Raw genomic sequence first — 26,243 nt, forward strand, 5'->3', positions numbered from 1 at the left:
CTCATTTCAACTTTTTTGTATTTGAATTGATAAAAACTATTTGAAGCATCCCTCTTTCTTAATCCTTTTTCCCCATTACATAAATATCAAAGCCCTTTCATAATCTCACATCGCCCTAAGTTGCAAAATACACTGTAAAGGATATCACTTGGAAACGCCTCTTCATCAAGTAAACTGGGAATCTACACCTTCTAATATTCATTATAGCAGCTTTAAAACAACAATGGATCGCAAAATTTGTTTTGCGATCACATATCCTGAAACGGAAAAATCTAATGGAACAATTATTATTCTTGAAAACTGCGCAAATACTTTAGAAAAATATTTTTTACCAATCAATGAAATTTCTAAACGCGGCTTTTATACGGCAATATTTAATTGGTTTGATAAAGAAAAAACATCTTTCAAGACAAGAAAACAAAACCGATATTATTATTTTGATATAAATAATGATATTAATGACTTATATGAATTTTTTAAAAATATAGTTTATCCTCATTGTCCGCCACCTTACTCTATATTAGCCTATGGCATAGGTGGATTGATAGCACTTAGCGGATTAGATTTCATTAACCGTCATTTTAATAGATTGCTCTGTGTTTCTCCTCTTTTTGCTCCATTCGGCAATAAAACGAATAGTTTTCAACATAAATTAACACAATTTTTTTCTGATATAGGTCTTGGCTTCATACCAGTGAAAGATGGAAAAAAAATAAAACAATTGAGACACACTCATAAAGTGCCCACCCCTTCTATTTCATCTGCAACATCCAGATGGATGGCATCAGCATTTAATGCGATTGATTCTGTAAAGAAAAATCTACTTCACGGACATTTACAAATCCCAACACTATTTATTCTTGCCAATCAAAATAATATTGCGAACAATATTGAAGTGCGGCAATTATGCCAAAATATACGTCTGACAGAAAATATTACTATTAGAGGTGCTGAACTTGATACAATTATGTATAAAGAAGATCATAAAAAACAGTTTTGGGCCGCATTTGATGCATTTATTCCTAACGATATATCTGTAAAATAACACTAAACTTCACCTTCCGCTTCATCTCATCTAAAATGAAGATTTCTACGAGCAACGTTAATCTATAAATACTTCTTATATAATGGATTATCTCTTTTAACCTCTCAAATAATTTGTTTTATAGACTCTGCTATGAAAGCCATTACCTAAATATTCGTCACATATTCTAACAAAAATATATCATACTAAAATTATATTAAATAATATAATTTTAGTATGATATAACTTTAGTAAAATAATAATTATATATTTTATTAATAATAAGCTTTAAATTTAATTAAAACGTTTATATAAATACTATTTTATCTTTTTTATAATTAACATAAATATAAAAAATTACATTAATATAATACTATAAATTCATAAAAATATAAAATAATATTTTTTATTGTTTATTAAGCAGTAGTTTTATATGATATGAAGGAAATAATATCCCTTATATATTCAGGTAAAACACTATAAAAATAAATATATTTATAATATTTATTTAAAATATCTAATAACTATAAAAAATACAGTTTGTCATATATTTTTTAAAAACAACAAATTAACATAATACTCTTCTAAATTTTTAATATAGGTAATCTCTACAATCATGATTCTCATAAATTTTTTAATGGAGTTCTGAGAAGAAAAAAAATAGCAAAGAATCATCTTAAAATATTAGATAATCCATCCTTTTTCAAAACCATATCATTTTGAATTTAACCAACTCACAACGAATATGGTGTATTCTGAATAAGAATGTAAGAATTAACCATTTTACCATTCATTTCAATTATGAGCATTTTACTATCTTTTTTACAAATACTCTATATTGTATAATTGATGCGGCAGAAACTTTGACAAATGGAGCCATTGGAATATAATCATGAAACGAATCCTTCTCGCAGAAGATGATAACGATATGCGTCGCTTTCTCGTAAAAGCTTTAGAGCGTGCAGGCTACGAAGTTGCCGATTTTGATAATGGTATTAGCGCATATGAACGTTTACAAGAAGAACCATTTTCTCTTCTACTTACTGACATTGTAATGCCAGAGATGGACGGAATCGAACTCGCACGACGCGCTACTGAAATTGATCCTGATTTACGCGTAATGTTCATTACAGGTTTTGCAGCGGTTGCACTCAATTCAAATAATGATGCTCCTCCTGATGCAAAAGTACTCTCTAAACCATTTCACTTACGTGAGCTTGTAAATGAGGTTGAAAAGATCCTTATAGCTGCTTAAAAGAACGCTTTTTTAAATTATTTGCATCTGATATAAGGATAAAATGAAATTAGGTATTGACGTTTGTTGTTCTATATGGTGTATGCAACATCAATGAATGGGCGTGTAGCTCAGTGGGAGAGCACTACGTTGACATCGTAGGGGTCACAGGTTCAATCCCTGTCACGCCCACCATTGGATTTTATATGAAGGACATAAAAATAAAAGCGAAGAAATAGAGTTTTCCAACATGCACTCTAAAAAATGTATGTTTTGTTAGTTTTTTTTATCTTAATATCTCATTTATTTAGTTCTTATATAATAAATGATTCACATTTTTAACAAACAAACAATGAATCTAAAAAATTTTATTATAAAAAGTCTTACGACAAACATCTCTTGCTTTTTAAAAAATATCGTTTATTTCCGACTACAGTAGCTTCGATATCTAAAATACTTAGTTTTTCAAATTCAGTATTTTAAGTTTACCAATTGCAGCTCGTAATAAAATCTGCCAAAAGGTGGAAAATACAAACGATTTTTTCCACTCATACTGCATTCCTACTGAAATAAAAAACAGCAATGACTACCCTAAGTCGTACGAATTTAAAAGAAGCAAATCTTATCGCATAACATTTTAGTGTGGCGCTAAAAGTCGTTGTTCAATACCACAATACCTCTAGTATAACGTACAAACTATAAGGAATAAGATAAATAAACTATTCGAAAATGTAAATCGGGATTTAAAAACTTAACTCTCCAAAAAACAATCCATCTTCACTCACAATTCAAACAGAATTATGTGCAAATAACCTATGAGCACCCAGCATAATAAATTCTCAAACCCATAAAGGTCTCTAGACTCAGCGTTGCTGAGATTTATAACCCTACCTGAGAAAAATTCATAGTGATAACTATATTAAATTAGCTGAAAATATATCTCATTGAAAAAAATAATTTTATCTATACCGCGCTTTTTTATACAAAAAATTCTGCATTCATAGCCCATTATAAAACACAGATTTCAATACGAGAAAATATCCTTCATGCCTTTATGGGGACCATCTGTAAACAACTCCCATCTATGATATATAGTATCACGTTCCATACAACAGTTATAAATGAACCTCATCATGCCTTGAAAACCCATCTTACCAAGAATCCTACAGAAAAACGTAATAATATTATCCATCTAAAAACGAAAAAGAATCAATTTAGAAGAAATGTTGTTTTTGCAATTTTATTGGAATTAGCCGCAATGCTTAAATTTCATCTAAGAGATAAAACATTCATTTTCAGAAAAATAAAAAACTCGTAAAAGAGAGTTTTGGTAATCTGTTTTATAAAGCATATTATGGAGGAAACACTAAAATCAGCAATAGGTGAGGAAAGTTAGCTGCGACACATGCTAAACTGCAAGAACTACCGTATATCGCACTTTAAAGCATTTTGTTGACTATACAAAAGGAATCATACATGATTTTATACTAAAGCAACTAATATACAACACTTAGCAATAGAATTAAAACAAAAAAAAACCGTATTTTTTTATAGCCTAATTATATATTATTTAAACATGGTGATCCCGACAGCTCTGCCATCCAAATTTTACTAGTGTGTAACTTATTGATTCTACATATCTTTTTTCAAGGTTCGGGATAATTAAATAAAGGTTCGGGAATAGGATTTTCAAACTTGCCTTTGCAAAGAGCGTTTTTTTTTGCCAACTTTCTCTAAAAATTGTTTGAGTAATTCTAAGTCTGCTTGTGAAACAGTGTTGATTATTCTAGAAAACATACCAACAGCTTCACGCTCAAATGAATCAGAAGGCTTTATTGTAAAACTCGTACGACAAGCATCCGATTCTCTTCTCAAACGTTCTGCTGCTTCTTGATCTAACGCATAGAGTTCAATGATCTTTTCCTCCATTCCTACAGGAACAGATTTTTTGCCAATTTCAACAGCAGACAAAAACGCTAAAGATATATCTAATTTTTTAGCCATATCTAAAAGGCGTTCTGAATGATCAATACGAAGTTTGCGTAAGGTTTTGCCAAAAGGTGTGATCATCTAAAAAATCCTATTAGAAGAATGACTGTGCATTGCAATTCTAGCAGAATCTAAAAACTATTTCTTTAAATAATTACGAATCAAGATTGCTTTTCGCAGTCACACAAGAAGCCAAAAATGTTTTCATTTTCTAGAAAATCAAAATCTTTGAATAAATTTCTTGACACCATTCAATGTGTAGTACATTGTAGTACAATAAAAGGAGATTTTAGAAATGGGAAAAATTCAAGCACGCATACCTGATGAAATTCAGGAAATTGCAAGTACAGTTATTAACTCAACGGGTTTGACTGTATCAGATGCGGTACGCATGTTTATGACCCGCATTGCTAGAGATAGAGCACTACCACTTGATCTATTTCAACCTAACCCAGAAACATTACAAGCTATTGAGGACGCTGATATGGGACGTGTTAAGCATACATCATTAGATGGCTTACGAACTATGATCCGCAATGACAAAGCTAGGGTATGTAAATCTGAAAAACGAACCTGAGCTTGCTATGCGTGAAATCGTCTATACTCGATCATTTAGACGTGATCTCAAACGTGAAAGTAAAGGCAGATACGCTAATTCACTAGAAGAGGATTTGCTGCTTGTGATTCAAGCATTAGCAGAGAATGCTCCACTAAAGGTGCATTGGCGAGATCATGCGCTAACAGGTCAATGGCGCAATTGCCGCGATTGTCATATCAAACCAGATTTGGTTTTGATCTATCGAAAACCAGATACCAAAACGTTAGAGCTTTTACGACTTGGTTCACACTCTGAACTACGTTTATGATTGAACCTATAATTTTTTGAGGTGGAGTCTTTGCAAAACCTTTCTCTCCACCATAAAAATTCTTCAATTTTTTGAAAACCACTGCTTTAAGTGTGCAATGACATTATCTATCGCATCTATGAAGCGGGCAAAATCGAGGATAAGCAAAAAAAGAAAAAAGGCTATCCACTTCATGAAACGAGACATCACTTTCACACTTTGATAGGTAATGATGATTTCTTGAAGCATTTCTTTTTCCGCTTCTGTAAGCTCTGTGTGTTTTTCAGCTTTTTTTCTTACCATGTTTCCACCCACATAAGCGTGCTCCCTGTTGATTATGTTTCAATATATCTCTTGCTAGGTTGGAACTGATAACCTTCACATCTCTCTTGTCTAAATAAATGGGCAACCAACCAACACAAGAAGAAGCATATTTATGGGTCACGCAACCAGTCAGAGAGAGCAGCACGCACATCAGCATCACTTTTTTTGTTAACTTCATTTTCCACCTCAAGTCGTGCTGTTGCTGTCTGTAAAATATTTTCTGTTTGCTTTTGCTGTTCCGCCTTTTTTCCAAGAGTGAAAGCTTTGGCTAAAACTATAAAAAAAGCGGCTAAAGCCGCACCTGTTAGCATCAGATTTTTTTTCATCCATAAGATCATAAACAGTGTTCCTTAAAGCGCTTAGCAACAAAGAAAATACCAGCGCCTGCTGCTAAAACCATAATAACAGCGAAAGCCCATTGAATGGGACCATTGCCAGCTAAAAAACCACCAAGACCTGAGAAAGAACCAATAATGGGTGCTAATGCTTCTGCTTTAAAAAAAACTGTTGAATCCTTTGTTTCTACCGTTTGATAGTTCGAGGAAACAAAAGCACCTTTTGCCCATAATCCTGCTTCTGCTGCACGCCGATGTACGAGACCTTGTAAACGCTTCCCACCCGCTTTGGTCCATTTTTGTAATTCGGCAGGTATTGCTTCATAATCGCCTTTGTTGAGTCTTTTAAGTAATGTAGAATTTTGAAAAGCTGAAATGCCTACATTATAACAAAAGGAAACAAGCGCACCAAACTGCTCGTCACTTAAAATCACATCAACTGCTTTTTCTACAGCTTGTTCATATTGCCGCAAATCTGCCAAAAGCATGTTTTCAGCTTTTTTTTCTGTAATCACCATCCCTTCAATAACTATTGGTTTGCCAGCCTTTCCTGTATGTCCATAACCAATCGTCCAAACACCAGAGACATCTTGATAAGCCTGCAAGCGCAAACCTTCCCACTTTTTCAAACAGTCTAAACAATCTTCACTTATTCTCCGTGCCATTGCTTTGTTCCATCCTATAAATATACCTTTATGAGTACTGCTCCGTCACCGCCATCACCACTTGATGAGTCTGTTGCATTTTTTCCGGGAAAATAACCACCACCACCACCGCCATAAAGGACCTTACTCTCTTTAGGACTTAAAGCGCCTTTACCTCCATGACCGCCCCACATGCTATGGCCACCATGACCGACTTGACCATTAGAATAACTACCGCCACCACCGCCACCACCGCCATAAACACTACTTCCACCATCACCACCTTTACCGCTCATGCCGACAGGTTTGTCAATGTCACCTCTACCGCCTTTACCGCCAGTGCCACCACCGCCTCCGCCGCCATAAACACTACTTCCACCATCGCCACCATCGCCACCTTTACCGCCTTTACCGCCAGTGCCACCATCGCCACCTTTACCGCCTCTACCACCTAAACCATAAACACTACTTCCACCATTACCACCTTTACCGCCTCTACCGCCTTTAAAATCAACACCATCGCCACCATAACCGCCCCAACCACCATCGGATAAAAAATTATCACCACCACGACCGCCAATGCCACCATTGCCAAGACCGTTGTCATAACCACCATAACCACCCCGGCCACCATGACCACCAAGAAAGCCATCTTTACCATTATAATCGCCATCTTTGCCTGTAGCGTCCTCACCTTTAAACACGCCTTTTTGATAAGGTTTAATTGAATTCTGTCCACCAAAAGCTATAATAAATTGACCAACTACTGTGCGGCCGCCTCCAGGATTATTAGGATTTTTTCCGCCTTTTCCAATACTGACCGAATTCTTTCCAAGAAATTTTTTCCTTGTTCTTACGTACGTACAACAACCACCAAAACCACCTTCGCCACCAGTGCCACCATAAACACTATCACTCCCAGCATCGCCGCCACCCCAAGCCCATATTTCAAGTTCTGTCTCATCAGTAACACCCTCTGGCCAAGGAATGTCTCCACTTTCTGTCATGAGAATTTCAACAGGTTTGCTAACCCCACCACCATTGTTGCCACCGCCATTGCTATTGCTACTATTGGCTTTGATTGAAGCCATCAGATTAGCTGGTGAAATAAGCGCATTTATTGTTTTTGTGCCATCAATCCAGTCTTGTTCTGCAAGAGGTTGAATGAGATCAACTTTTTTCTGTACACTGCGCGCTATATCTTGCGCTTTATCGGCTTCTGTTTGTGCAATATTTGCCTCAGCTTTTGCACTGTCTCCCGTTTTTTGTGCTGTCTCAGCCGTTGTTTTCGCATCTACAGCATAAGCTTTTGTATCATTTGCTGTCCTTAATGCACTATCTGCAACGTTCTTTGCCTCACTTGCAACATGAATCCCTTGTTGTGCAATATCTTCAACTTGATCAATTTTTGCAATCTGTGCACGTTCTGGAGGGGTTAAGATAAGATGCTTTTGCCCCTCCTTCATATTCTCCATATCAAATACATCTTTTTCTATTTTATCTGGATCATAGACTGATTTTGACATACCAAAAGACTTTGAGCCTACAAAATAATTAATGGTATTTTTTAGTTCTACGGGAGAGATAGGATAATGAACACCTTCATCTCCAAGACGCCACTTTTCCATTGTTGGCTGAGTAGGACTCAACCATTGCAACTTCAATCTTTCCTCTGGAGTTAAGATCTTTTTGGTAGGACCTTCATGCATATTTTCCATGGAAAACACATTTGACCTCACATTATCGGGGTCATATGTAGCAGCCTTCATATCGCCAATTCCTAAAGGTGATATTTTTATCCAACCATCCCCTGATAAAATCGTATTTTCATGGGCTTTCCCACTTGCTTCAATATCATGAACAGTTACCTTATCTTTGTAAGCAAGGGCTCCAATATCTCTCTTTGCAACCGCATCATCAGCCTTTTTTCCCTGAGCAGCACTCGCAAAGTATTCTACCTCATAAGCCGCTGCACTCCCCACTGAAACCGGTGCAAGAACCTTACTATCTAAAACACCTTCTTTGACTTCTTCTTTTGTTGCTGGTTCAAGCTTAAATATATGCGTGTGATAGGGTAATGGCATCGCGTTTCATTCCTTAATCAGTTCGTTGTCTTGTTGTGTGTGAGATAGGATTGCAATTCATCAATAAGTTTTTGCATAGTCTCTATGCGTTTATCTGTCGCTTCTTTATATTCTGCCAAAGCGCTTAAAAGATCATGCTGTATGTCGCTTTTGACAAGATCAAGCACCTTATTTAAGGGTGCATGAACCATTCTATTGCTTGCATAAAAAAGGACGCGAATTTGCTCCGCGTCCGCAATATCATCAATAGCAGACGGATTATTGATCATTGGAAAACTTCATGATTTTATGGCATAGACAACCGGTACATTAACAGGGCGTGTTTCTGCCTCGCCTGTTGAAGAAATCGTTATCTTATGCGTGTGCACTCCAGCAGGTTGTGTTGTTCCTCCAAGAACGGCATAGTGATAAGAGGGATTTCTTCTACCAATATCATTGGCACTCCATCCCACTCCATTATACTGAAACCCGTGTGTATGCTGCCCTGCTTCTTCAATGGTGGCAACATGCGTATGCGATTTAAGGCAATCTTGCTGTATATCGGCAAATTGTCTATTCCTATCTAAACCGCGTCCATCATCAAAGCCCCGTAAAAACATTCCTCTAAAGTCTGGAACTTTAAATGTTGTATCGCTATCTTTTCCCCATTTATCCCCTATTGTCTTGAATAATTGCGGATAATCTTTTCGTTTATAGCTTGCACCATCACACAAGAGCCAACCATTTGGTACTTCTTGCATAGCAAAAGTTGCAATAAACCCGCAAGGAAAGGTTTCGACCTTTGGTGGTGGAATGGGGGTAGGATTTAAAAGATACCAACCATCAAGATCTTTTGTTGATACACCATCATTATAGACTATTTCATAAATACCCCCCGTTTGTAACTCACCGCCTATCAATGGCACTATCCCCGTATTGGTTGCTTTATAGAGTGACTTTGCTCCTATATTATTCACATTGATTGTCGCAGGTCCCACATTTGTACCACGCGCTTTAAAGCGTAGAATGATATCATTTTTATATTTTTCTAGAGGTGAAACCGTTGTTAACGTTATGAATGTTGTTTTATCTTCCCCATTCACCATAAATTTTGTATCAAGAGAACCACCATTATCGGCAAGATATTCACGTATACGCTGCATCATGACCCGCGCACTATCATTGACAGAACTAGGTGGTTGTCCCTCTGCCCAATTAATCATGCTATCTGAATGCGCATTTTTATCAGCTGTTAACGACCAATCATAAATATCAGACATGATAAGCCCCCGTTCTTCTTAATAATTCTTCCCGTAATTGTTGCTCTTTTTGCTGCCCATATGAGCGAACAGAATTTCTCCTTGAAGGATCAATAAGAGGCGTTAAATCTATCGGGTGTGCACTTGATTGTGAAAACCCCGCCATCATTGGTTGTTGCATCATTTGTTGATGTGCCATCTCTATTTGTTGATCTTGCGTATCTTTATTCCGTCTCATCAAATCAACCAGATTCATCACACCCTTTTTAAGCGCACCAGCATCAATCCCTTGCGCTTGCAATGATGTATTTTTCTGCAATGGCATATTTCCCATAGACCGTCCTATGAGAGTATCTCCACTTTCAGAGGCATGCATTCTGTTTGGTAATGTCGTGTCATATGCTATCAATGGCTCTCTTGCTTGATCACTTTGAATCGCCTTTTGAAATCTCTCAACGCCGCGCAATGGAACCACTTCATTTTGTGCATTTAGCCAATTGCCTTGGGGGGATTGTGTCATACCCTTCGAAGCATCTCCCGTTTTATTGTAAAGCCCATAAATATGATTCATAAAATCCCCTGCGGTTGCCTCCGCATTTCCTCCGTTAAGGACAACTGCTTGACGCCCCAAAAGCTGGCTTGCTGGCACATTGGGATTTTTGATAAGTTTTACAGCCCCTGCTGGTCCTTGTTGGTGTGCCAAATAAAGTTCTGCTTGGGATGGCTCTCGACCTAATGCTGTGGTTAAATAACGCGTATTGTCCTTCGTTAATCGCGCCATAGCATCGGTTGCTTGAAAGGGATCAAACTTATTATTCAGTTGATACTGCTTTGCTGTTGAATCGATAAATTGATACAGTCCCCCTGCACTACTGTTTTTATTTTTTGCATTTGGGTTACCCTTACTTTCTATCATAGCCACGCGTTCAAGAAAGCTTTCTGGCAAACCATATTTTTGTGCTGCCTGTGAAATAGCACGCTTCACATTGGGATGAAAATTGATCATTAGTTTATAACCGTTCTATCAATACTGCTATTCAAAAGAATGCCAACAAAATTGATGAATTTTGTGTGATCTTCTTTGGTTATTAAGCGTTTCTTTTCTGCTTCGTGAAACTTCTTAATTAATTCAACGGCTTTTTCTCTTGCTAACCCAAAATCTCCTTTTTCCCGCGCTGTTATGAGAGCCGCAATATCTCTTTCAGTCTCTTTATGAACGCCTAAGAGTTTGCGTCCAAATTTCCCTAAGAAATTTTTTACAACTGCCTTGATGAAAGCAATCTTTCCTATCCCCATAGTCTGTTGTGCCCCCCTCTCTTCCACTTCACCCATATGTTTTGGCAGTTGTGCAAAAAGCTTTGATCGCTCCACCTCTGGTCTCAACATTTTCATCAGCTGATCCGCTTGATCCTTACTATAAATATGCTGTAGTTTCTCTTGAGCATTTTGCGCATTAAATAAACTTAACAAACTATGCTCTGGATTATTGGCATTTTTTGATGCATATTCTATCTGTTCACGAACACCTTTTCTAAAGGCATCTCGTTCCAATGAACCCATTCCTGCAAGCTGACTTTTAATCATATCTAAATCAACTGTCTTCTCCAGTGCTTTTTTCCCAAGATCAAATGCATCACCAATTTCGAGTTCGCTTCGATAAAGGTTCCGCGCTTTAGCATACTCTGGAGAAGAGGTTTCCAAAACATCAAGAAGTTCTTGCTTAACATTCATCAACTCTCTAGAATATCCTCGTTCTCCTTTTATAGCAGCAGAATTAATCTTATCATCCAGCACTTCTTTCGCCTTGTGTAAAAGCCGCATATCCAACTGTGGACTGCTCTTGCTTGCTAAGATCTTTGGATCTACATCATTAAGCACTCTTTCCATTGCTTTGCCGGAGGATTTTTGAAATGCAGGTCTTTTTTGTAAAAGCGATAATTTCTCTTGAGCAGTCTTAGCAATTGGCATTGCCTTTGCTCTCTCATACAGAGGACCAGCCTTTTCTTGTGCTTTGTTAATAATCTCTTGCTTTAAATCATTTGTATTAACTTTCGGACCAAGCACTTTTGTTATTCCGTCGTTAACCCGTCGAGCAATTTCATCTTGCCGAGCTCCTAAACGGTTTTTTACGATTGAATAGGTATCATAATCTTTTTTGGCTGCATCAAAAGCTCGCGCAGAAAGCCCCTCATGAAGATCAATAATCATTGAATCAGGACCACGCTGTTTTAATGCCCTCTCAAGCTTATCAACGCCTTCATCCCCTAAAGTCCGGCTTACATACTTAAACGCTCTATCGCTTATTTGAAATGCTTCTTTTTCTGCCATTTGCGCGGCTTTTGCCGCCATTTCAGCTGAACTTATCGGTCCTCTCAATGCTGCTTTGAGTGATTTTGTCACAAAAGGTGTCACTTTTGACACACCACTGGCAACAAATGGCGTTGCACCACCTAGCCCTGCACCAAACCCAGCAGACATGAGAGTATCTTCAAACCCTTCTCCCTCACCACTGCCGGCTATTCCACCATAAATAGCTCCAGTTTTTGCTGCACGCCCCAAACTAAACTTTGCCGCCTCTTTACTTGCTGCGGCTTTTATTGCTGCTTCACCTGCCGCTTTTGCTGCTGTGCGTTCTGCACCTTCTGCCAAAGCAGATTGCACCGCCCTTTCTCCTGCTGCTAAAGCTTTACTGGTTATTTGTGCTCCTGCAACACCTGCTCTACCTCCCAACACAACATCAGCCCCCATTGCCGCACGAGCAGCAGCAGTAGCCCCTGCCGCGGGTGGAAAGAGGGCAGAAGCAATTATGGGGGCCGCAGCACCCGCTAAATTCCCCGCAAAAGACGCATAAAACTGATCTCTGTTCGCCGCCCTTTGATAGTCACGCCATCGCTTTGTCACTTCATTATATTTTTTAACCGCCTTTTCATCTCCCTTCCAATAATCCCAAAACCCTGCTTCTAATATTCCAGCTAGTTCATCATCATAGCCCATAGTTAACCCATGAAGAGCTCCCCATCCAAAAGCACCCGCAGCACTTGGATGTGGACCATCTTCTTCTGTTTCTTTTGTGGTACCTTTATTTTCTGTAAAAGAACCACTCAACTTTTCCTTATTTTTTGAAAAAAGCTCTTGAAGCTGTTCTGGTGTATAGTCACTTACATACCCAATGACTCTCGTATTTTTTCTATGAATGAGAGGAGGAATTAATTCAGCCATTGGTTTGTTTCTCCTTAATGCGTCCATCACTATCAATAAACAATACACCTTCCGGCAATGCTTCTATCTGTTTTTCTAGTGAAACATCTGACTGCGTATTATTTTTCTTATAAGCATCTTCCCCATAGGCTGCTCGGACGAGTTCGCTTGTTGCTTCTGCACCACCAAAAAGAATTGCGCGCGTTGCCGCATTCGATTTATTGAAAGTATCGATAACGGTTTTTAAAGATTTCTTCATTTGCTCTGCGGAAAGATTTTGATACAATGCCGCTACAGAGTTTTGCAAGGTTTGCAACTCCATATTAGACAAGTTCCCAAAGCCAGATGCGCCATTTGGTGAAAATGCTTTCGCTTTTCTCAAGGCATCAATCCCAATATTCGCCTTTAATGAATCAAGCATATGCCCAAAATCTTTTGCCTTAAAACCAGGTATTAACGACCCCCAATAACCAAGGAAACCAGTAACATGCGGGTGTTCCTCAACAGTTTTTAGCAATTCTTTAGATGCCGAGAGTATACGATTGAATCTCTCCTCTGAATCCAAAATTTGCATTTGTAATTGCTGTTCTTTACGCTTCTCCTCCTTCTGCTCTTGGATTAATTTATGTTCTGCAGCACTTCCTGCAATTGGCAACGCACGTATGCCATGAGGTGCATTTTCATCCTTAACAAACATATAACCCACTTCAGGCTTTGACAGCATGCTATCAGTATTTCCTCCTAATCCAGAAGCAGTAGAACGTTGTCCCCCTTGGACAGGTATAATTTTCCCTGTGCTTGTTGAAACTTGGAAAACCATATCCTCAGGCAATCCCTGCTCTGCTTTTTCTTCTACTGTGAGTGTTCTATAGCCTTCTTGAGGGCTTAATATGCTGCCTATGACTTTCTGAGCAAGATTTGGATATTGCGCAACTGCTTTTGCATCTTCATCACTGTATCCTTTTGAACGCAAGAAGTCTAAAGTTTGTTGACTAGAGCCAGCTTGAGAGTTTAACGTGCTACCAATCACTTTCATGGCAAGATCTGGATATTGCATGATTGCTTGTGCATCTTTATCATCGTATCCTTTAGAGCGTAAAAACTCAAAAATTGGTCTATTTTGAGCACGTACATTATTGCCCTGCCGCATAACAAGCGCCGCATTTGAAAAGCTTTCTTGCGGTGTTTTTCCTGATGCTAACCCCGCAAAAAAATCCATGAGATGCTCGGAAAATTCTGATTTTCTAAAACGCTCCCATAAGCTGCTTGGATTTGCGTCTTTATGAATAAAGTTCCCAACGGCGTTTACATAATTTGTTGCCTGTTCTGGCATATCATTTGATTTTAAATGTTCCTCTTCTGGTAAGTGTGCATTCAAATGTTTTTCTTCTCCTATAGGTGCATCAAAAAGCTTTTCCTCATCATTTCCAGAATCGTTTTTCAAAGAGTTTTCCGCGATAGATTTCTCATTAAGTTGAGCAATATAATCCATCACATTTTTTTGCTGTCGCCCAGCTTCATCCCCACTAGACTGATCAATGTTCCCAACAAGTGGAGGTTGAGGAATCATTGATGCAATACCTCCCTGCTCTGAGAAGTCATGCTTTTGTTGCTCTGGCGCCTCTTGTATCTTAACAGTATCCTTTGAAGCATCCGGCAAAGGGGGCATTTGGCGCTTTAAATCATCCGTAGACATAATCAATTCTGCTGGCGTTTTTTTCCCAACTTCTCCTCCTCCCCCATAAGAGCCGCGAATAAGCTCTGTAGGACTTAATTTTTGTGGCGTATCAGCCCCATTGCTCGCATCAAAAGGGTTTGTGCTAAAAGCAGCCCGTTCTATAAAACTAGGCTTGTATCGTCCTTCAAACGGTGTGTTTGAAGGCGTGGAATGTTTTTGAAAAAAATATTTAGGTAACTGAAAAAGACCCTGATGTATTAAAGGACGCAAAACTTTTGGATTCATAAATAGTGATAAAGTATTAAAGCTGTTTTGTTCCATCACTGCACCCTTTCCATTTCAAAGCCAAGCTTGCTATAATCCACATGCAAAAAGCCTGTCGTCTTATGCAAGAAAACAGCTTTAGGATTTGTCTTCAAAACATCCTGCGCCATCACCCCGCGATAGCGCTCTGGATAACCTTTGTAGTTGTATTCATAGAGTGTATAGCCATTTCTCTGCCCAACTTCTCTGATGTTTTCTTTTGCTCTGATGTCACTAAGTCCAGCAAACGTACCAAGTATGGTTCCAACATTTCCAACAATTTCCCATGGATTTGGTTTTGCCCGCGGTGTAAACTGTGTCCCTTGTCCCGTTTGCATCCCGTAATTTCCAGCAGAAGCCGTACCAGCTGCAAGCAACTTACTTAACTGCTCCCAATCAAGATTATTCTGCTGTTCCCATTTCTGTCGTTCTGCATCTAATTGCTGTTGATGATTGGCATCAAGCAAACCGCCTCCCGCCAATGCATTGATATTCGCCTGACTTTGACCTTGAAAAAAGTTATTAGCGCCCGCCAACTGATTTTGATTAGCTTGATCAATCATTCCATTGGCTTGCATCATATTGTTGACGTCTTGGTTATATTGCTGTGAGAGAGCTTGGGTTGCTATGCCGCCCAATTCATCTGCTAAAACACCCGTATGTGCACCAGAACCATAACGCCCCGCCCCTGCCAATGAACTGTTAATCGTGTCTGAAGCTTTATTTAAGGTGTTTTGAAGTGCTTCATTAAAATAAGGATTATTGCCTATTTGCTTCCCTGAAGCCATATTCTTTAAATTCTGGCTGGTTGAATTTTGCCCTGTGGCTAATCCATTTAAAGTGTTGTTATCATAGTTATGCGTATTATTGGCAAGTCCATTAATTGCATTCTTTGTTTGATCACTTAAACCCGCAACACGCTGCCCATCATAGACAGCTTTTCCGCTGCCTTGATTATAAAAATTCATGGCATCTTTAGCAGCACGTTCAAAGATGCCTTTTGCCCATTCAGGTGGTGCATTTGTTTGCGTGGTATTTTGCGTCGTCTGAATTGGTTTTGAACTTTTTCCCATGTTAAAGCTGCTTTCTATATTCTAAAAGATTAACGAAATAGCCATGCGATTTAAGGGATTTTTCCCACCCACGCCGACCGATAATGATAAGTTCTTTCGCCCCTTTTTCTTTGTAATAGGCTTCAATTTGGGGAATAAGCTTCGTTAAGGGCGCTCCTCCTTTTCCCCCAAGCGTAATAATAACCGCTCGCAACACTCCAGTGACAAGTTTTTGTAACTCTGTTGTGACATGTGCCATAAAATTTTCCTGCTCATCCACAATAATCCAGAGAAGTTTTTCCCCTTTTAAAATATCCTTTAAAATAATCTCTGGAGTATAATCATCAGGGAATTTTTTATGAAAATAAGATATTGATTTTATAACCTTATCCAAATAGGGCGCCATTTGTTCAACACTCCATTTTTCGGTGTTATAAATTTTAAAACTCATCTTATGCCTGCGGGTTTTAGCGTCACATCAAAGCCTGTTATATGAGTCCATGGTGTGCCTTCTGGTATCCTAAGTCGCAAAGCGTGATAACGTGCCCTAGAGCGAATATTGTACATCCCGCTGCTATAGCCCGCATAACGTTCTTTCGCCCAATTTAATTGACTTCTATTATCAATGATAAAAGCAGCTCCAACGCTTAAAAGACCATTGGTCGTATCTGCTTGAACAAAAGCCTCACTCATCAGATTAATCTGTCTGCCTGTATCCCCTACAGTTTGTGAAGCAATGACAGCTTCCATAGGAGAACCAGCAAAAAAACCAAATCTATTGTCTTCTGTAAACGCTCCCAACATTGGCGCGCCATTTTGCCACATTTTACTATCAAGAGAAGCACGTAAATCTCTCAAGCATTCTTGTACTTCGTCTAAACCTTCTAATGTATAACCTGCCGCAAAGAGAGGAAATAAGAGAAGTCTCTGACCTTTGATGACGCTCCATATTTGCAAAAGCCAATCATAAACATAGATATTCATTCCCATCATATCGTCATTTATAGAAAAATAAACGCGTGAATAGACCGGATCAATCCAGGCTCTCATCTCATCAATGGCAAAGTTATTGTAAAGCGTAAAGATTGTTTTATCGACTTTGCCAAAACCAATAGGCAACATCTCGCCGGTATTGTTGATTTGATAAAAACCATCATCAGAAACAAAGAAAGTATAGTCTCCACGACTTGTAATCGCCGTACTACTTTTTGCCCCTATTTTGTCTTTTATTTTGACAAAACTAAATATTATTTTAGATCCTGGAACGAAGGTTGCATGATAAATAGCAGAACGCATAAAAATAAGCGGATTGGTTGCTTGCGTTGCTCCTTGTATATATTCTCCATCTGGAAAATCCTGATAATCACAACTTTTCTCACCAACCTTCCAGTGTGTTGCATCATTGAGACCTGACCAATGAACACGATTTGGCTTATCTGTTAATTTCATTAAACAGACAAAATCTCCCCAAATACGAACAAGTCCAGCACGCGGGGGATTCCCCCCCAAATCTTCAAATCTCTCTGCTGTCTTTAAGGCAAATATTTGCGGTGTATCATTGTTATTAACGGCAATGATATAATCACCAAAGACCGCAAAAGACCAAGGTGCCGTTTCATTGGCGTGATATTGTTCCCCAAGCTTGCTAATATCTTTCCAACCGCGTGTGCTGTTATCATATTCATAAAGCTTTGTTGATGTCCCTACAATAATCCGCACACCACTCAATGACCTTACTGCATAGACCCCCAAAATAACATCCGGAAAAGGTTCTGAAACCGGTGCAACTTTGGGAACTGGAATATAGGAATTGGGTGCTGGTAAAACGTTCACAATCTCGCAAGAATAACCACTATTAATAAATGCAACATCTGGTCTAAACTCAGCAATAGGAATAAAGGTCATCAGAAATCCGTATGTTGAACTCTCAACAAATTCTTGCGCCGTGAAGTCTCAATTTGTAGCGCATCAAGTTGCTCTTGAAACATAGCAAAGGCTGCCGCAGCCATCTGTGGTTCTTTAATAATATTGGTATAAATTTCATATTTAGCGCGGGTTTTAATCAGTTCATAGGCTTCCAAAAACCATATTGAAGCTTCTTGCGCACTCTCAATGTCTTTTATTCTTATAGGATCAAGAATAAGCCTGATAGAATAAATTCGGTCTGGGATTGGATACAAAATAAGCTTTTGTTCAAAATAACTGTATCGCGTAGGCATGCTATGGTTACAATCATTCACAAGACTCTCAATAACAAGCGGATCTGTATGCAAAAGCTTTGATTTGCTGTGATTATCTTCATAAATGTAAGCATCAACAATGCGAACAGCAGCTGGAATAACTGGATTTTCCTCAGCTCCATAACGGCTTTTCCCCTTTAAAGTGGTCAAAACAACTTCGCGACTTTCATTAAAATAAAAGGGCAATCGTTCACAAAACCGAAGTGCCGAAAATATCGCCTTTTGAACTTGATCAACATATTCATCTGTTTGATCATCAATTTCATCCTGAATATCATTCACCATCTGAATGAAATTTTTATCATGAGGAACAATGGTCTGTTTGTCTCCAATCGGACCACTTGTCTGTACTATTATTGTCATATGACTCTCTTCCAAATGTCTTAGAATATCTTGAGAGAAGAGGGGACGCAAAAAAACAAACGCCCCCTTATGCCTTTAACGATTTGTGTAAAACTCAACAATCACCTCAACATCACCTTTGCTGCTTTTCTTGTTTCGTGTCACATAAATCGCATTTTCTGCTTCTAACGGAACATCTCGTTCCTCCATAGGAATGTCCACATTGCTATTGTAAGGTTGCGAAAAACTTAACTGTCCATAATCATTACCATGAGGCTCTTTTCCAAATGTAGCTGTTACATCTTCAAAAAACTCCACGGCGTAAATTTTAATGCTTTTGATAAAAGCCCCTCGGGGTAGAACACCAATTTTCGTTATCAACCCTTGATCTGTACACTTAATACGCGCCCGCAAAAAACTAACCTGCTGTGTACAATTGTTGCGTCCTTGCAAAGGAGGTGGCAATCCCTCATCTATCATGCCAACAGTTTCAATAGGTTCAATAGTTTCAACAGGTTTCTGTGTAATTGGCGGTTTTTCTGCCATAATTATCATCCTTTAATGAAGTTAAAATTATTAGCCTGCTTCAGCAAAAGAAGGGATAACAATCGTGCCAAAGTCTTGTCCCCCTTGATCAGAATGCGGCAAGGTATAGCGTGACTTTTTCATGCCGATAATGGTTTTTGCGGCAACCCCAAATTCACGTTGATAATCAAACAGTTCTTCAACAAGTTTATAGCGTGTTCCCCCTTTCCCATCGCCTCCTGTAGCTCCATTACCAACGCGCCCATAAGCCATGATAACGCTTTGCGCACCAAGCAACACAGCACGGCGAACAGATGTTATAGGCTCTTGTGTCTTTGAATTGATACCATTGGGAACATGTTCAGCTTCACGTAAGATGACACCGTTATACATCCCCAAAGAGCCATCAAAAATTGGGTTCTGAGACCGTGAACCATCATAAGCTGCTTTGGTAATGTCTAACCACTGCCCGCTCTTGGTATTGGTCCGTAATTGGGTCACTTGTGTTGGGTGGAGATACATCACATAAGCAGATTTTCCATCAACACGAACAGGGCGCAAACGTGGATTAGCAAGTTTAGCACGTTCAACAGCTTGATCTATAAGATCTAATGTAAAAACATCCTCTTTTGTAAGTTCTTCATCTGTCTTTTTCTTAGCTGGGCGAATAATGCGCAATTTGCTTGGCTCTAATGGAGCATTAAAACCATAATGTACGGGTTTAAGGGTTATGGTGCGTCCTTCAAAGTGAATCCATGGTGCTGTATAACCTGCTGCCTGAATGAAGAACATCAAACTTAAGCGATCTGCATACCAATCAACAAGTCCATCCTTTGCTTCTGTTCGTAAATTAAATAAGACACGTTGTTGATCAATGGTGCCTTCATATTTTACGCGTACAGCATGAGAAAGCTCGTTAATACGCACCGTTTCATTCATAAATTGGAGTGCTTCTTCATTCCCCTCCAGTGTTTGTCCCTCGCTAACGCCATCCCCCATAAGTTGGACTCTTAATCCGCTCGTCACAGAGTCACCAGCGGATTTTCCTAGCATATCCAATACTTGAATAATGCTGTTTTTGCCTTTTCCCATCAGCGGTGCAATGGGCAACGCTTTTGAAGTTTCTGTGTTTAGCATCTTAGCCCAAACGCCAACGGCTAATGGGTCATTGAGCTTTACTTCTGTTACTGCCATTTTAATTAATGCCTTTCTTGGTTTTTAAAACTCGCCTTGCGGCATAACCAAACGATAACAATCACTTGGTTATCTCTGTTGCGCCACCACGCACATCTCACGCTCTGCTCATAATTTGTTCAAATTTTTCGGGATTTTTCTCCACCCATACAGCAAATTCAGCTTCTGGCATGGAAAAGAGTGTTCTCACATCCATACCACCTGTTGGAACTTGTCCACTGCGCGCTGTAAGTGTCCGCGCTGCTTGAGAGCGCTCTTGAAGGGGTTCCACTTCATCCTTTATTGGTGCTCCACTATAGCCAAAAGCCTTTGCTTTTTGCACCAGCACCTCTATTGGGTTTATACCGGCTTTCTGACACTGCTGACATATTTGACGCAATTCAGCACCAATTTGCTGTTGCCGTGCTGCGGGATCTTTCCATTGTGGATAAAGATCTGCCTGCGCTTGTAAGACACTATCTGCCCTTTCATAGAGATAATCGGTGATACTGTCTAAATCGGGATATTTATCTTGTACCTGCGCTTTGGCTTCCTCAAAATAATCCCCTAATTTCTGCCGTTCATATTCCTCTTGGATCAAACGTTCTTGGCTTTCTCTTATGCGAGAAAACTCATCAAGCAATTTCTGTTGTTCCTGTACTTTATGACTAAGCCATGCAACATGTGCTTTTGGATCATCTTCTAGGGTAGGGATATTTTCATCGCGGCGTCTTACCGCTTCTTCTTGCATTTGTGCATATTTTTGCGCAAACTCAATGGCAAGTTCACGCGCTTCCATAGCCTTTTGCTCTGCCTTTTGGCGTGCTTGTCGTTCTTGCTCTATCACACCAGAATGGGGCTCTTCGCCAACCGGTTCGACAGGGGGCTGTTCAGAACTTTCTTCTGCTTCAAACACCTCTTCAACTTGCTCAGGCTCGACTAACTCAACAGCATGATCACTGGCAAAATGTTCGTCATAAATTGCTTGTTCTTCAGGTGTAAACTCTTCTTCCATATTCTCTTTTGCTCCTTTAATAGATTTGCGCTCTTGCTGTTGTTGCTCGATACTGTTCCAACTGCGCTCGATACGCCTTTCGCTCTAGGTCGCGCTGCGCTATCTCATTTTTTGCCTGTTGAAGTTCTAGCTGCATGCGGGCTTGTTCTTGTTTCAAGAAAAGTTCAATATTTTTCTGCTGCAACGCTACCTGCTTTTGTTGTGCATCAAGTTGATAAAGTGTGCCCTTTGCTTGTGCTTCTTGCTGGAGAGCAGCAATCTTTGCTTGTTGCTCTGGAGTTAATTGTGCTCCTTGGTTTTGTTGCATCATTTGCTGCTGCTGTTGTTCTTGTTGTGCCTGCTGTGCTTTTGCCGTTAAATTTGCCACCAATGTTGCCGGTAGTGGAGAAAGCTTTAAAAGATCTGGAATCATCTCCGGTGTTAAGAAACCACCAAGCAACGGCAACATTTGCGTAATTGCCGCAAAAGTTCTCTCTTTTTCATTGGGGCTTGTTGGTGAATCATCAACAATAATGTCGTATTCAAGCGTTGTGACAGCTTCACGTGTTAAGGGAACATACTGTGCATTTTCTGGTCCAGAAATCCGAACCAAACGCCCATCGGAAAGATAGTTTTGAATCAGATAAAGGATAATCTTTCCCTGTCGACATCGATAGAGCTTAAGATTATCAAATAAACCTGCAAGCAAATTAAGCGTTGATTGCCGGCGTGTATTTTCCAATACATTCGCTTGATTAACCTCTCTTGTGCCTATAAACTCTGCCGACAGTCCTGTGACATGTGTTATCGCTTCACGCGATTCATTAAACAACTGAAAGAAGCCATTAGGGAACTGTGCACTTGGCTTTGGTTGGATTTTTCCTCCTGTAAGCGCCCCATTTTTAACCCACGTAATCGTATCGGTTCGTGTCCAATTTTCTAATGCTTGGCGCTCATCATCAAAAGCGTCACGCTCTGCCATCAAACCACCTTTGGCTTGGCTGTTTAAAATATACATGACTTGGCTAAAATATTTATTCGACCATTTTTGCGGATCTTTTGCGGGGCGAACAATCCCGTAAAACTGGTTTTTAAGCTTATCCAGTGTGCCTGTGATACATTCCCAGCCAAGCTGTCCATCTGGTGCTAAGGGTTTATCGGGCTTTGCTAAAAGACGCCGTCCCAGAAAAGCGCGCTTGACCACCTTTTTATTAAAACGCACCCCTTGTAGTTGTGGTGAAACCCTTTGAAGCTGTTCAAACTCTTGTTTACTATAACTGCGCATCTGTCCAGTTTGAAGATCAGGTGCCTTGTAATAAGCTTCATATTCAAACCAACGGCATTCAACCAGCGTAACATAGCGTTTTTCAGAAGCCGACTGTGAGAAAGAATCTGCATTGGCATGATCATTATAAGCATCGAGTGAGACATGATATTCCTCACAAGCGGTTGTATTATCTGTTGCCCAATCAGCATGGAGATCTTCAACTGCTACATCAGGAAAAAGACTTTTAGCATCCTCAATGGGTTTACGATCAACATACCACATACGCTGCGCATCAATGAGATTGGGTCTTACAGCATTGGCATCCCAAACCATTTTCAGTGGATCTAAGCGTTGAATAGCAGGAATTCCTTCAGGATCTATTTCATAATCAAGCCGTGTATCTGTCCAGCCCATGCCGCAAATGACCATATCTTGAAAAGCATCGGAATCGGCATATTCCGCCTCTGCCTCATCACGAAACCATTCTGCTGCTCCAGTGAGCAATTCATTAGATATTGCGGCTCCTGCTTGCCTTGGTTGAAACTGCACTTCACGCTTGTTATTACGCTCTGCCCCAACAATTGCGTTGACAAGGGGTGCAATACGATTAAAGGTCATAACAGGGCGGCGTTGTGCCTTCAAAACCGCAAGATCTTCCTCAGCCCATTGACGACCATTATAAAAATCAAAATCTTCACGCGCTTGTTCACGCCATTCATTGACGTGTTCAACATCTTCCTTATACCAAGATTTTAAGCGCCTATAGAGTTCATCTTCATCAAAATCTGCCGTTTTTTTAGAATTATAACTTAGAATGCCATCCATGATGCCGCTTCTCTTTCTATAGCGCGATAACGTTCTTGTTGCGGTTTAATGCGTGGTGCTTCATAAACAATGCACATCAATCCAAAGGCATCCGCACCATGACTGGACCAATCATGTTCTGCTCCCAAACCAATACCCCGCTTCTCATCCCATTTCTCATGGTACCAATTCAGTGCCTTACGACCCGCTACGGTCGTCTCTTCATTAAACCATACTGAAGGCAAAATCCGTCGCACTGCCTCGATACGCATTTTGACAGCACCAGCCCCTTGATTAGGAATGACTTGCGTTTCAAAACCCGCATCATTTAAAGCGCTCTCAAAACTCACATTGTGCACACGGTCTCTGGTCGCACCATCATGAGGGAGAACCATTAGTGCCTTCTCATAGCCATTTTGACGCAACCAACCGATATGTTCGGATAACGGCTGCCCTTGCGCTTCGTAATAATCAAGCACTCTGATCTCTCTACCTACAAATTGCGCTATCCATATCGCTGTCGCATCTGCCTTAGCACCCGTACCCCCAATATCCCAAAAGGCGCGTATCTGCATTAAAGGATCACGCGCAACACGCCCTATCCGACCCTCTTGCTCCGCTGCCAACATTTCCCTCTGATAGTAAGCACCTTGAACCGCGGTAAGATAAGCCCCTTCCCATATATGCTTATAAGTCTCTGGACGGTTTCTCAAATCATCAAGCCGCGCTTCATTCAAGATCTTGGGAAACTTCGGATTGTCTAACCAATTGATCTCTACACGCTTAATGGCTTCATTGTCTGAAAAACGAAACCGCCTTTCAACCGGTGCATTCTCTCGTAACGGGTTCCATGTCACCCATAACTCTGCACGCCACCCCTCTCCCTCTTCTCGTAACGTTGGAATAAGCGTCTGCCAAGCGGTCTCTGTAACGGGCTCTGCCTCATCAACCCAACAAAGCAAAATGCGCCCCATGGATTTGATACTAGCAATATTACGGTCCAGACCAGAAAACTGAAAAGCTATACGACCATCATTTGATTTAATCGAAGCCTCTCCAACTTTGTAATAGTCCCTTAAAAAATCATGGGCTTCAATGACGCGCTTAATCTCTTCTAATGAACTTTCTGCAAGCGAATTTTGAAATTGCCGTGCACAAAGGATAGTCCCTGATATCCCCTGCAGACCAAATTGATAGCCTTTTAAAGCAGCCATCAAGGCAAAGGATCTTGTCTTCCCAGACCCTCGTCCACCCCAAGCCGCCCGTACCAAAGCATCCCCTGCAAAAAGAGGGATAAGTTTTGGTACAATCTTAATCTGTCTCGTTGTCATGAACCAAAGGCGCTATTTCTACACGCCCTATCATCTTAATGGCGCCCCCATCCTCGCCTGTCACTTGCAAAGGCAACACCTTACCAAGCAAACCTAAATAAGCAGCAGGACATTTAAGTGCTTGCTTTTCAAGATAAGAGATCAAACCCTCTTTACCATATTTACTGCCTGCTCGTTCAGCCGCTTCAATGACTGACTCTTTTAAGAGGCTCGTTGTTTTATTTGGCACGCCTTTTATTCGCCCTTTTCCAGCATTGGGTGGCGTTTTTTTGGATTGTGACGCCTGCTTTGTATTTTCTGCTGTCATCCAATACTTTCTCCAAATAACAAAAAACCCCACAAAACGCAGGGCTCTAAATCATCATGTCAATTTAATAAAAGGAGTTAATGAAAAATTCTCTGCTGTAATTTTAGACGCAATTCGACCAGTACAGCAGCGTCATAAAACACTATTATTCACATCATGTCAACAAAAAAATCACGATATTGTATATTTTTTTATTTTATTACCTAAATATAGTGTCTTTAACAACCAACCACTCACAATTGTATCCTCTAAACGAATCAATTATATGGAAGCACTAAATTATTGATTAGCAAAAGTGGGGGGAATAATGTTATTTTTCAGAAAAGAAGTTTCATATAGAATTAAAAAGACATTTACACTAATTCTATTTTTACCGTTCTTTGCTATAATTAGTCTTATGATACTTGCTTTTAATCCCTTCGGATTAGATGACCAACAAGTAGAAAAATTAGCCGTACCAATATTTGTAGCATTTGTATCGTATTTTTTGATACTAAGTGCATGTGCAAGAGAAAAAAAGCTAAGTTTAAAAGATGAAAATATTGACAGCGCATTTTATGAGCTCTTGTCCCTCCAATTCCAAACAGGATGCTATACAGCTATGGCAGCAGCCTTTGTATTTTATCCTGTATTAGGAATAGCATTTTTAGGAGTGTTAATTTTTATTGCTATAATACAAAATTTAGATGAAATTATAGGGATCGTAGCGATTATAGCACTGATATTAATTTGTCTTATAGCGTTTATAGCATTGATCAAATTTATTTGGAAAATTGTCTAACGATCAAAATATTTACTAAGCATTTTCCCTTAATCTTTAATATATACTTAAACTCCAGCCATAAAAGAAATAATGAATTATTTATCAGCAAAAAAAATAAGTTACTTATTAATCATAGTAATCAGTGGGCTTTTTCTTTCTGATTATGCCAATAGTGAACTCCCTATTCATTATCAGTCTGCTAATATTTATCAAAGTTTATATGAAAGAATTAAAGTTTTACAAAAGCAATATGTAGTAGAACACCACCCAAAAAAGATTTTGTCAGATAGTGGAATTAATCAATATAACATTTCGTTTTCTACTGTTTCTGATTATGAAAAACCTCAGAGGCGCATAACATTTGATGATTTCATAGTTGTAATAGCAGTACTCATATTTATTAGTATAATGTCCATCATCATTAACTTACTTTGGCGTTTTAAATTGAAAATTCCTGCTTATTTCTTTTTATTAACAACCGCTCTAATTAGTTGCGCGGTATTACTCCTTTTAGTCCTTGATTAAGAACCAAAATATTTTATAAAAGAT

General features: G+C 39.4%; 27 protein-coding genes and 1 tRNA gene. 7 read left to right on the top strand and 21 right to left on the bottom strand.

Going from position 1 to position 26,243, the window contains the following annotated elements; translation table 11 throughout:
* Positions 1–148 precede the first annotated feature (148 nt).
* From MCY_RS02195 to MCY_RS02205, 3 genes are all read left to right on the top strand, one after another.
* Positions 149–1,045, top strand: coding sequence for a serine aminopeptidase domain-containing protein (locus MCY_RS02195; RefSeq protein WP_007346737.1), 897 nt, complete (start codon positions 149–151; stop codon positions 1,043–1,045).
* An 871-nt stretch (positions 1,046–1,916) separates the two neighbouring features.
* Positions 1,917–2,279, top strand: a complete 363-nt coding sequence (gene cpdR / locus MCY_RS02200) for a cell cycle two-component system response regulator CpdR (RefSeq protein WP_007346738.1) — start codon at positions 1,917–1,919, stop codon at positions 2,277–2,279.
* A gap of 99 nt (positions 2,280–2,378) precedes the next feature.
* Positions 2,379–2,453: transfer RNA gene (locus tag MCY_RS02205), tRNA-Val, on the top strand.
* A 1,494-nt stretch (positions 2,454–3,947) separates the two neighbouring features.
* Here the strand turns inward: MCY_RS02205 and MCY_RS02215 are convergent.
* Positions 3,948–4,328 (bottom strand): helix-turn-helix domain-containing protein, encoded by a 381-nt coding sequence (locus MCY_RS02215; protein WP_007346739.1) that lies wholly within the window; start codon positions 4,326–4,328, stop codon positions 3,948–3,950.
* 214 nt (positions 4,329–4,542) lie between these two features.
* On the opposite strand from MCY_RS02215, the gene MCY_RS02220 reads away from it, so the two are divergent.
* Both MCY_RS02220 and MCY_RS02225 read left to right on the top strand, forming a co-directional pair.
* Complete coding sequence (locus MCY_RS02220) at positions 4,543–4,824, top strand: type II toxin-antitoxin system RelB/DinJ family antitoxin (protein ID WP_007346740.1); 282 nt, start codon at positions 4,543–4,545, stop codon at positions 4,822–4,824.
* Positions 4,825–4,831: 7 nt separating this feature from the next.
* The gene (locus MCY_RS02225) at positions 4,832–5,113 is read left to right on the top strand and encodes a type II toxin-antitoxin system YafQ family toxin (protein WP_019224394.1); all 282 of its coding nucleotides are present in this window, start codon (positions 4,832–4,834) and stop codon (positions 5,111–5,113) included.
* Positions 5,114–5,176: 63 nt separating this feature from the next.
* Here MCY_RS02225 and MCY_RS02230 read toward each other — a convergent pair whose 3' ends face one another.
* From MCY_RS02230 to MCY_RS02325, 20 genes are all read right to left on the bottom strand, one after another.
* Positions 5,177–5,395 carry a hypothetical protein gene (locus tag MCY_RS02230; RefSeq protein WP_007346742.1) on the bottom strand — a complete coding sequence of 73 codons (219 nt, stop codon included), beginning with the start codon at positions 5,393–5,395 and terminating at the stop codon, positions 5,177–5,179.
* Complete coding sequence (locus MCY_RS09910) at positions 5,376–5,594, bottom strand: hypothetical protein (RefSeq protein ID WP_026088024.1); 219 nt, start codon at positions 5,592–5,594, stop codon at positions 5,376–5,378. The genes MCY_RS02230 and MCY_RS09910 overlap by 20 nt, the downstream gene beginning before the upstream one ends.
* A complete protein-coding gene (locus MCY_RS02240) occupies positions 5,527–5,754 on the bottom strand; it encodes a hypothetical protein (protein WP_007346743.1) in 228 nt (75 codons plus the stop codon). Before MCY_RS02240 ends, MCY_RS09910 begins: the two co-directional genes overlap by 68 nt.
* Entirely contained in the window at positions 5,751–6,416 is a 666-nt protein-coding gene (locus MCY_RS02245) for a lysozyme (protein ID WP_007346744.1), read from the bottom strand. The genes MCY_RS02240 and MCY_RS02245 overlap by 4 nt, the downstream gene beginning before the upstream one ends.
* Before the next feature lie 14 nt (positions 6,417–6,430).
* Positions 6,431–8,479, bottom strand: a complete 2,049-nt coding sequence (locus MCY_RS02250) for a hypothetical protein (RefSeq protein WP_007346745.1) — start codon at positions 8,477–8,479, stop codon at positions 6,431–6,433.
* 17 nt (positions 8,480–8,496) lie between these two features.
* Positions 8,497–8,748, bottom strand: coding sequence for a hypothetical protein (locus MCY_RS02255; RefSeq protein WP_007346746.1), 252 nt, complete (start codon positions 8,746–8,748; stop codon positions 8,497–8,499).
* A gap of 9 nt (positions 8,749–8,757) precedes the next feature.
* On the bottom strand, positions 8,758–9,738 hold the full coding sequence (locus MCY_RS02260; protein ID WP_007346747.1) for a tail fiber protein: 981 nt from the start codon (positions 9,736–9,738) through the stop codon (positions 8,758–8,760).
* Positions 9,731–10,723 (bottom strand): transglycosylase SLT domain-containing protein, encoded by a 993-nt coding sequence (locus MCY_RS02265; protein WP_007346748.1) that lies wholly within the window; start codon positions 10,721–10,723, stop codon positions 9,731–9,733. The genes MCY_RS02260 and MCY_RS02265 overlap by 8 nt, the downstream gene beginning before the upstream one ends.
* Entirely contained in the window at positions 10,723–12,936 is a 2,214-nt protein-coding gene (locus MCY_RS02270) for a hypothetical protein (protein WP_007346749.1), read from the bottom strand. The genes MCY_RS02265 and MCY_RS02270 overlap by 1 nt, the downstream gene beginning before the upstream one ends.
* A complete protein-coding gene (locus tag MCY_RS02275; protein ID WP_007346750.1) occupies positions 12,929–14,914 on the bottom strand; it encodes a hypothetical protein in 1,986 nt (661 codons plus the stop codon). Before MCY_RS02275 ends, MCY_RS02270 begins: the two co-directional genes overlap by 8 nt.
* Positions 14,914–15,969, bottom strand: a complete 1,056-nt coding sequence (locus tag MCY_RS02280) for a tail fiber domain-containing protein (protein WP_007346751.1) — start codon at positions 15,967–15,969, stop codon at positions 14,914–14,916. Before MCY_RS02280 ends, MCY_RS02275 begins: the two co-directional genes overlap by 1 nt.
* 1 nt (position 15,970) lies before the next feature.
* On the bottom strand, positions 15,971–16,354 hold the full coding sequence (locus MCY_RS02285; RefSeq protein WP_019224396.1) for a hypothetical protein: 384 nt from the start codon (positions 16,352–16,354) through the stop codon (positions 15,971–15,973).
* Between the two features lie 41 nt (positions 16,355–16,395).
* On the bottom strand, positions 16,396–17,853 hold the full coding sequence (locus MCY_RS02290) for a hypothetical protein (protein ID WP_007346753.1): 1,458 nt from the start codon (positions 17,851–17,853) through the stop codon (positions 16,396–16,398).
* Complete coding sequence (locus MCY_RS02295) at positions 17,853–18,551, bottom strand: phage adaptor protein (protein ID WP_019224397.1); 699 nt, start codon at positions 18,549–18,551, stop codon at positions 17,853–17,855. The genes MCY_RS02290 and MCY_RS02295 overlap by 1 nt, the downstream gene beginning before the upstream one ends.
* 75 nt (positions 18,552–18,626) lie before the next feature.
* Complete coding sequence (locus MCY_RS02300) at positions 18,627–19,076, bottom strand: hypothetical protein (protein WP_007346755.1); 450 nt, start codon at positions 19,074–19,076, stop codon at positions 18,627–18,629.
* A 30-nt stretch (positions 19,077–19,106) separates the two neighbouring features.
* Complete coding sequence (locus tag MCY_RS02305) at positions 19,107–20,249, bottom strand: N4-gp56 family major capsid protein (protein ID WP_007346756.1); 1,143 nt, start codon at positions 20,247–20,249, stop codon at positions 19,107–19,109.
* 97 nt (positions 20,250–20,346) lie between these two features.
* Positions 20,347–21,243, bottom strand: a complete 897-nt coding sequence (locus tag MCY_RS02310; protein ID WP_007346757.1) for a hypothetical protein — start codon at positions 21,241–21,243, stop codon at positions 20,347–20,349.
* Between the two features lie 16 nt (positions 21,244–21,259).
* Positions 21,260–23,314, bottom strand: a complete 2,055-nt coding sequence (locus MCY_RS02315) for a portal protein (protein WP_007346758.1) — start codon at positions 23,312–23,314, stop codon at positions 21,260–21,262.
* Complete coding sequence (locus tag MCY_RS02320; protein ID WP_007346759.1) at positions 23,299–24,624, bottom strand: PBSX family phage terminase large subunit; 1,326 nt, start codon at positions 24,622–24,624, stop codon at positions 23,299–23,301. The genes MCY_RS02315 and MCY_RS02320 overlap by 16 nt, the downstream gene beginning before the upstream one ends.
* Positions 24,605–24,931: a hypothetical protein gene (locus MCY_RS02325; protein WP_007346760.1), complete on the bottom strand. Its 327-nt coding sequence runs from the start codon at positions 24,929–24,931 to the stop codon at positions 24,605–24,607. Before MCY_RS02325 ends, MCY_RS02320 begins: the two co-directional genes overlap by 20 nt.
* Positions 24,932–25,238: 307 nt before the next feature.
* Here MCY_RS02325 and MCY_RS02330 point away from each other — a divergent pair, with 307 nt between their 5' ends.
* Complete coding sequence (locus MCY_RS02330) at positions 25,239–25,712, top strand: hypothetical protein (RefSeq protein WP_007346761.1); 474 nt, start codon at positions 25,239–25,241, stop codon at positions 25,710–25,712.
* Positions 25,713–25,784: 72 nt separating this feature from the next.
* Positions 25,785–26,219, top strand: a complete 435-nt coding sequence (locus MCY_RS02335; protein ID WP_007346762.1) for a hypothetical protein — start codon at positions 25,785–25,787, stop codon at positions 26,217–26,219.
* The last annotated feature ends 24 nt before the right edge of the window (positions 26,220–26,243 follow it).

The sequence above is a fragment of the Bartonella rattimassiliensis 15908 genome (assembly GCF_000278215.1).
In the GTDB taxonomy this organism is placed as follows: domain Bacteria; phylum Pseudomonadota; class Alphaproteobacteria; order Rhizobiales; family Rhizobiaceae; genus Bartonella; species Bartonella rattimassiliensis.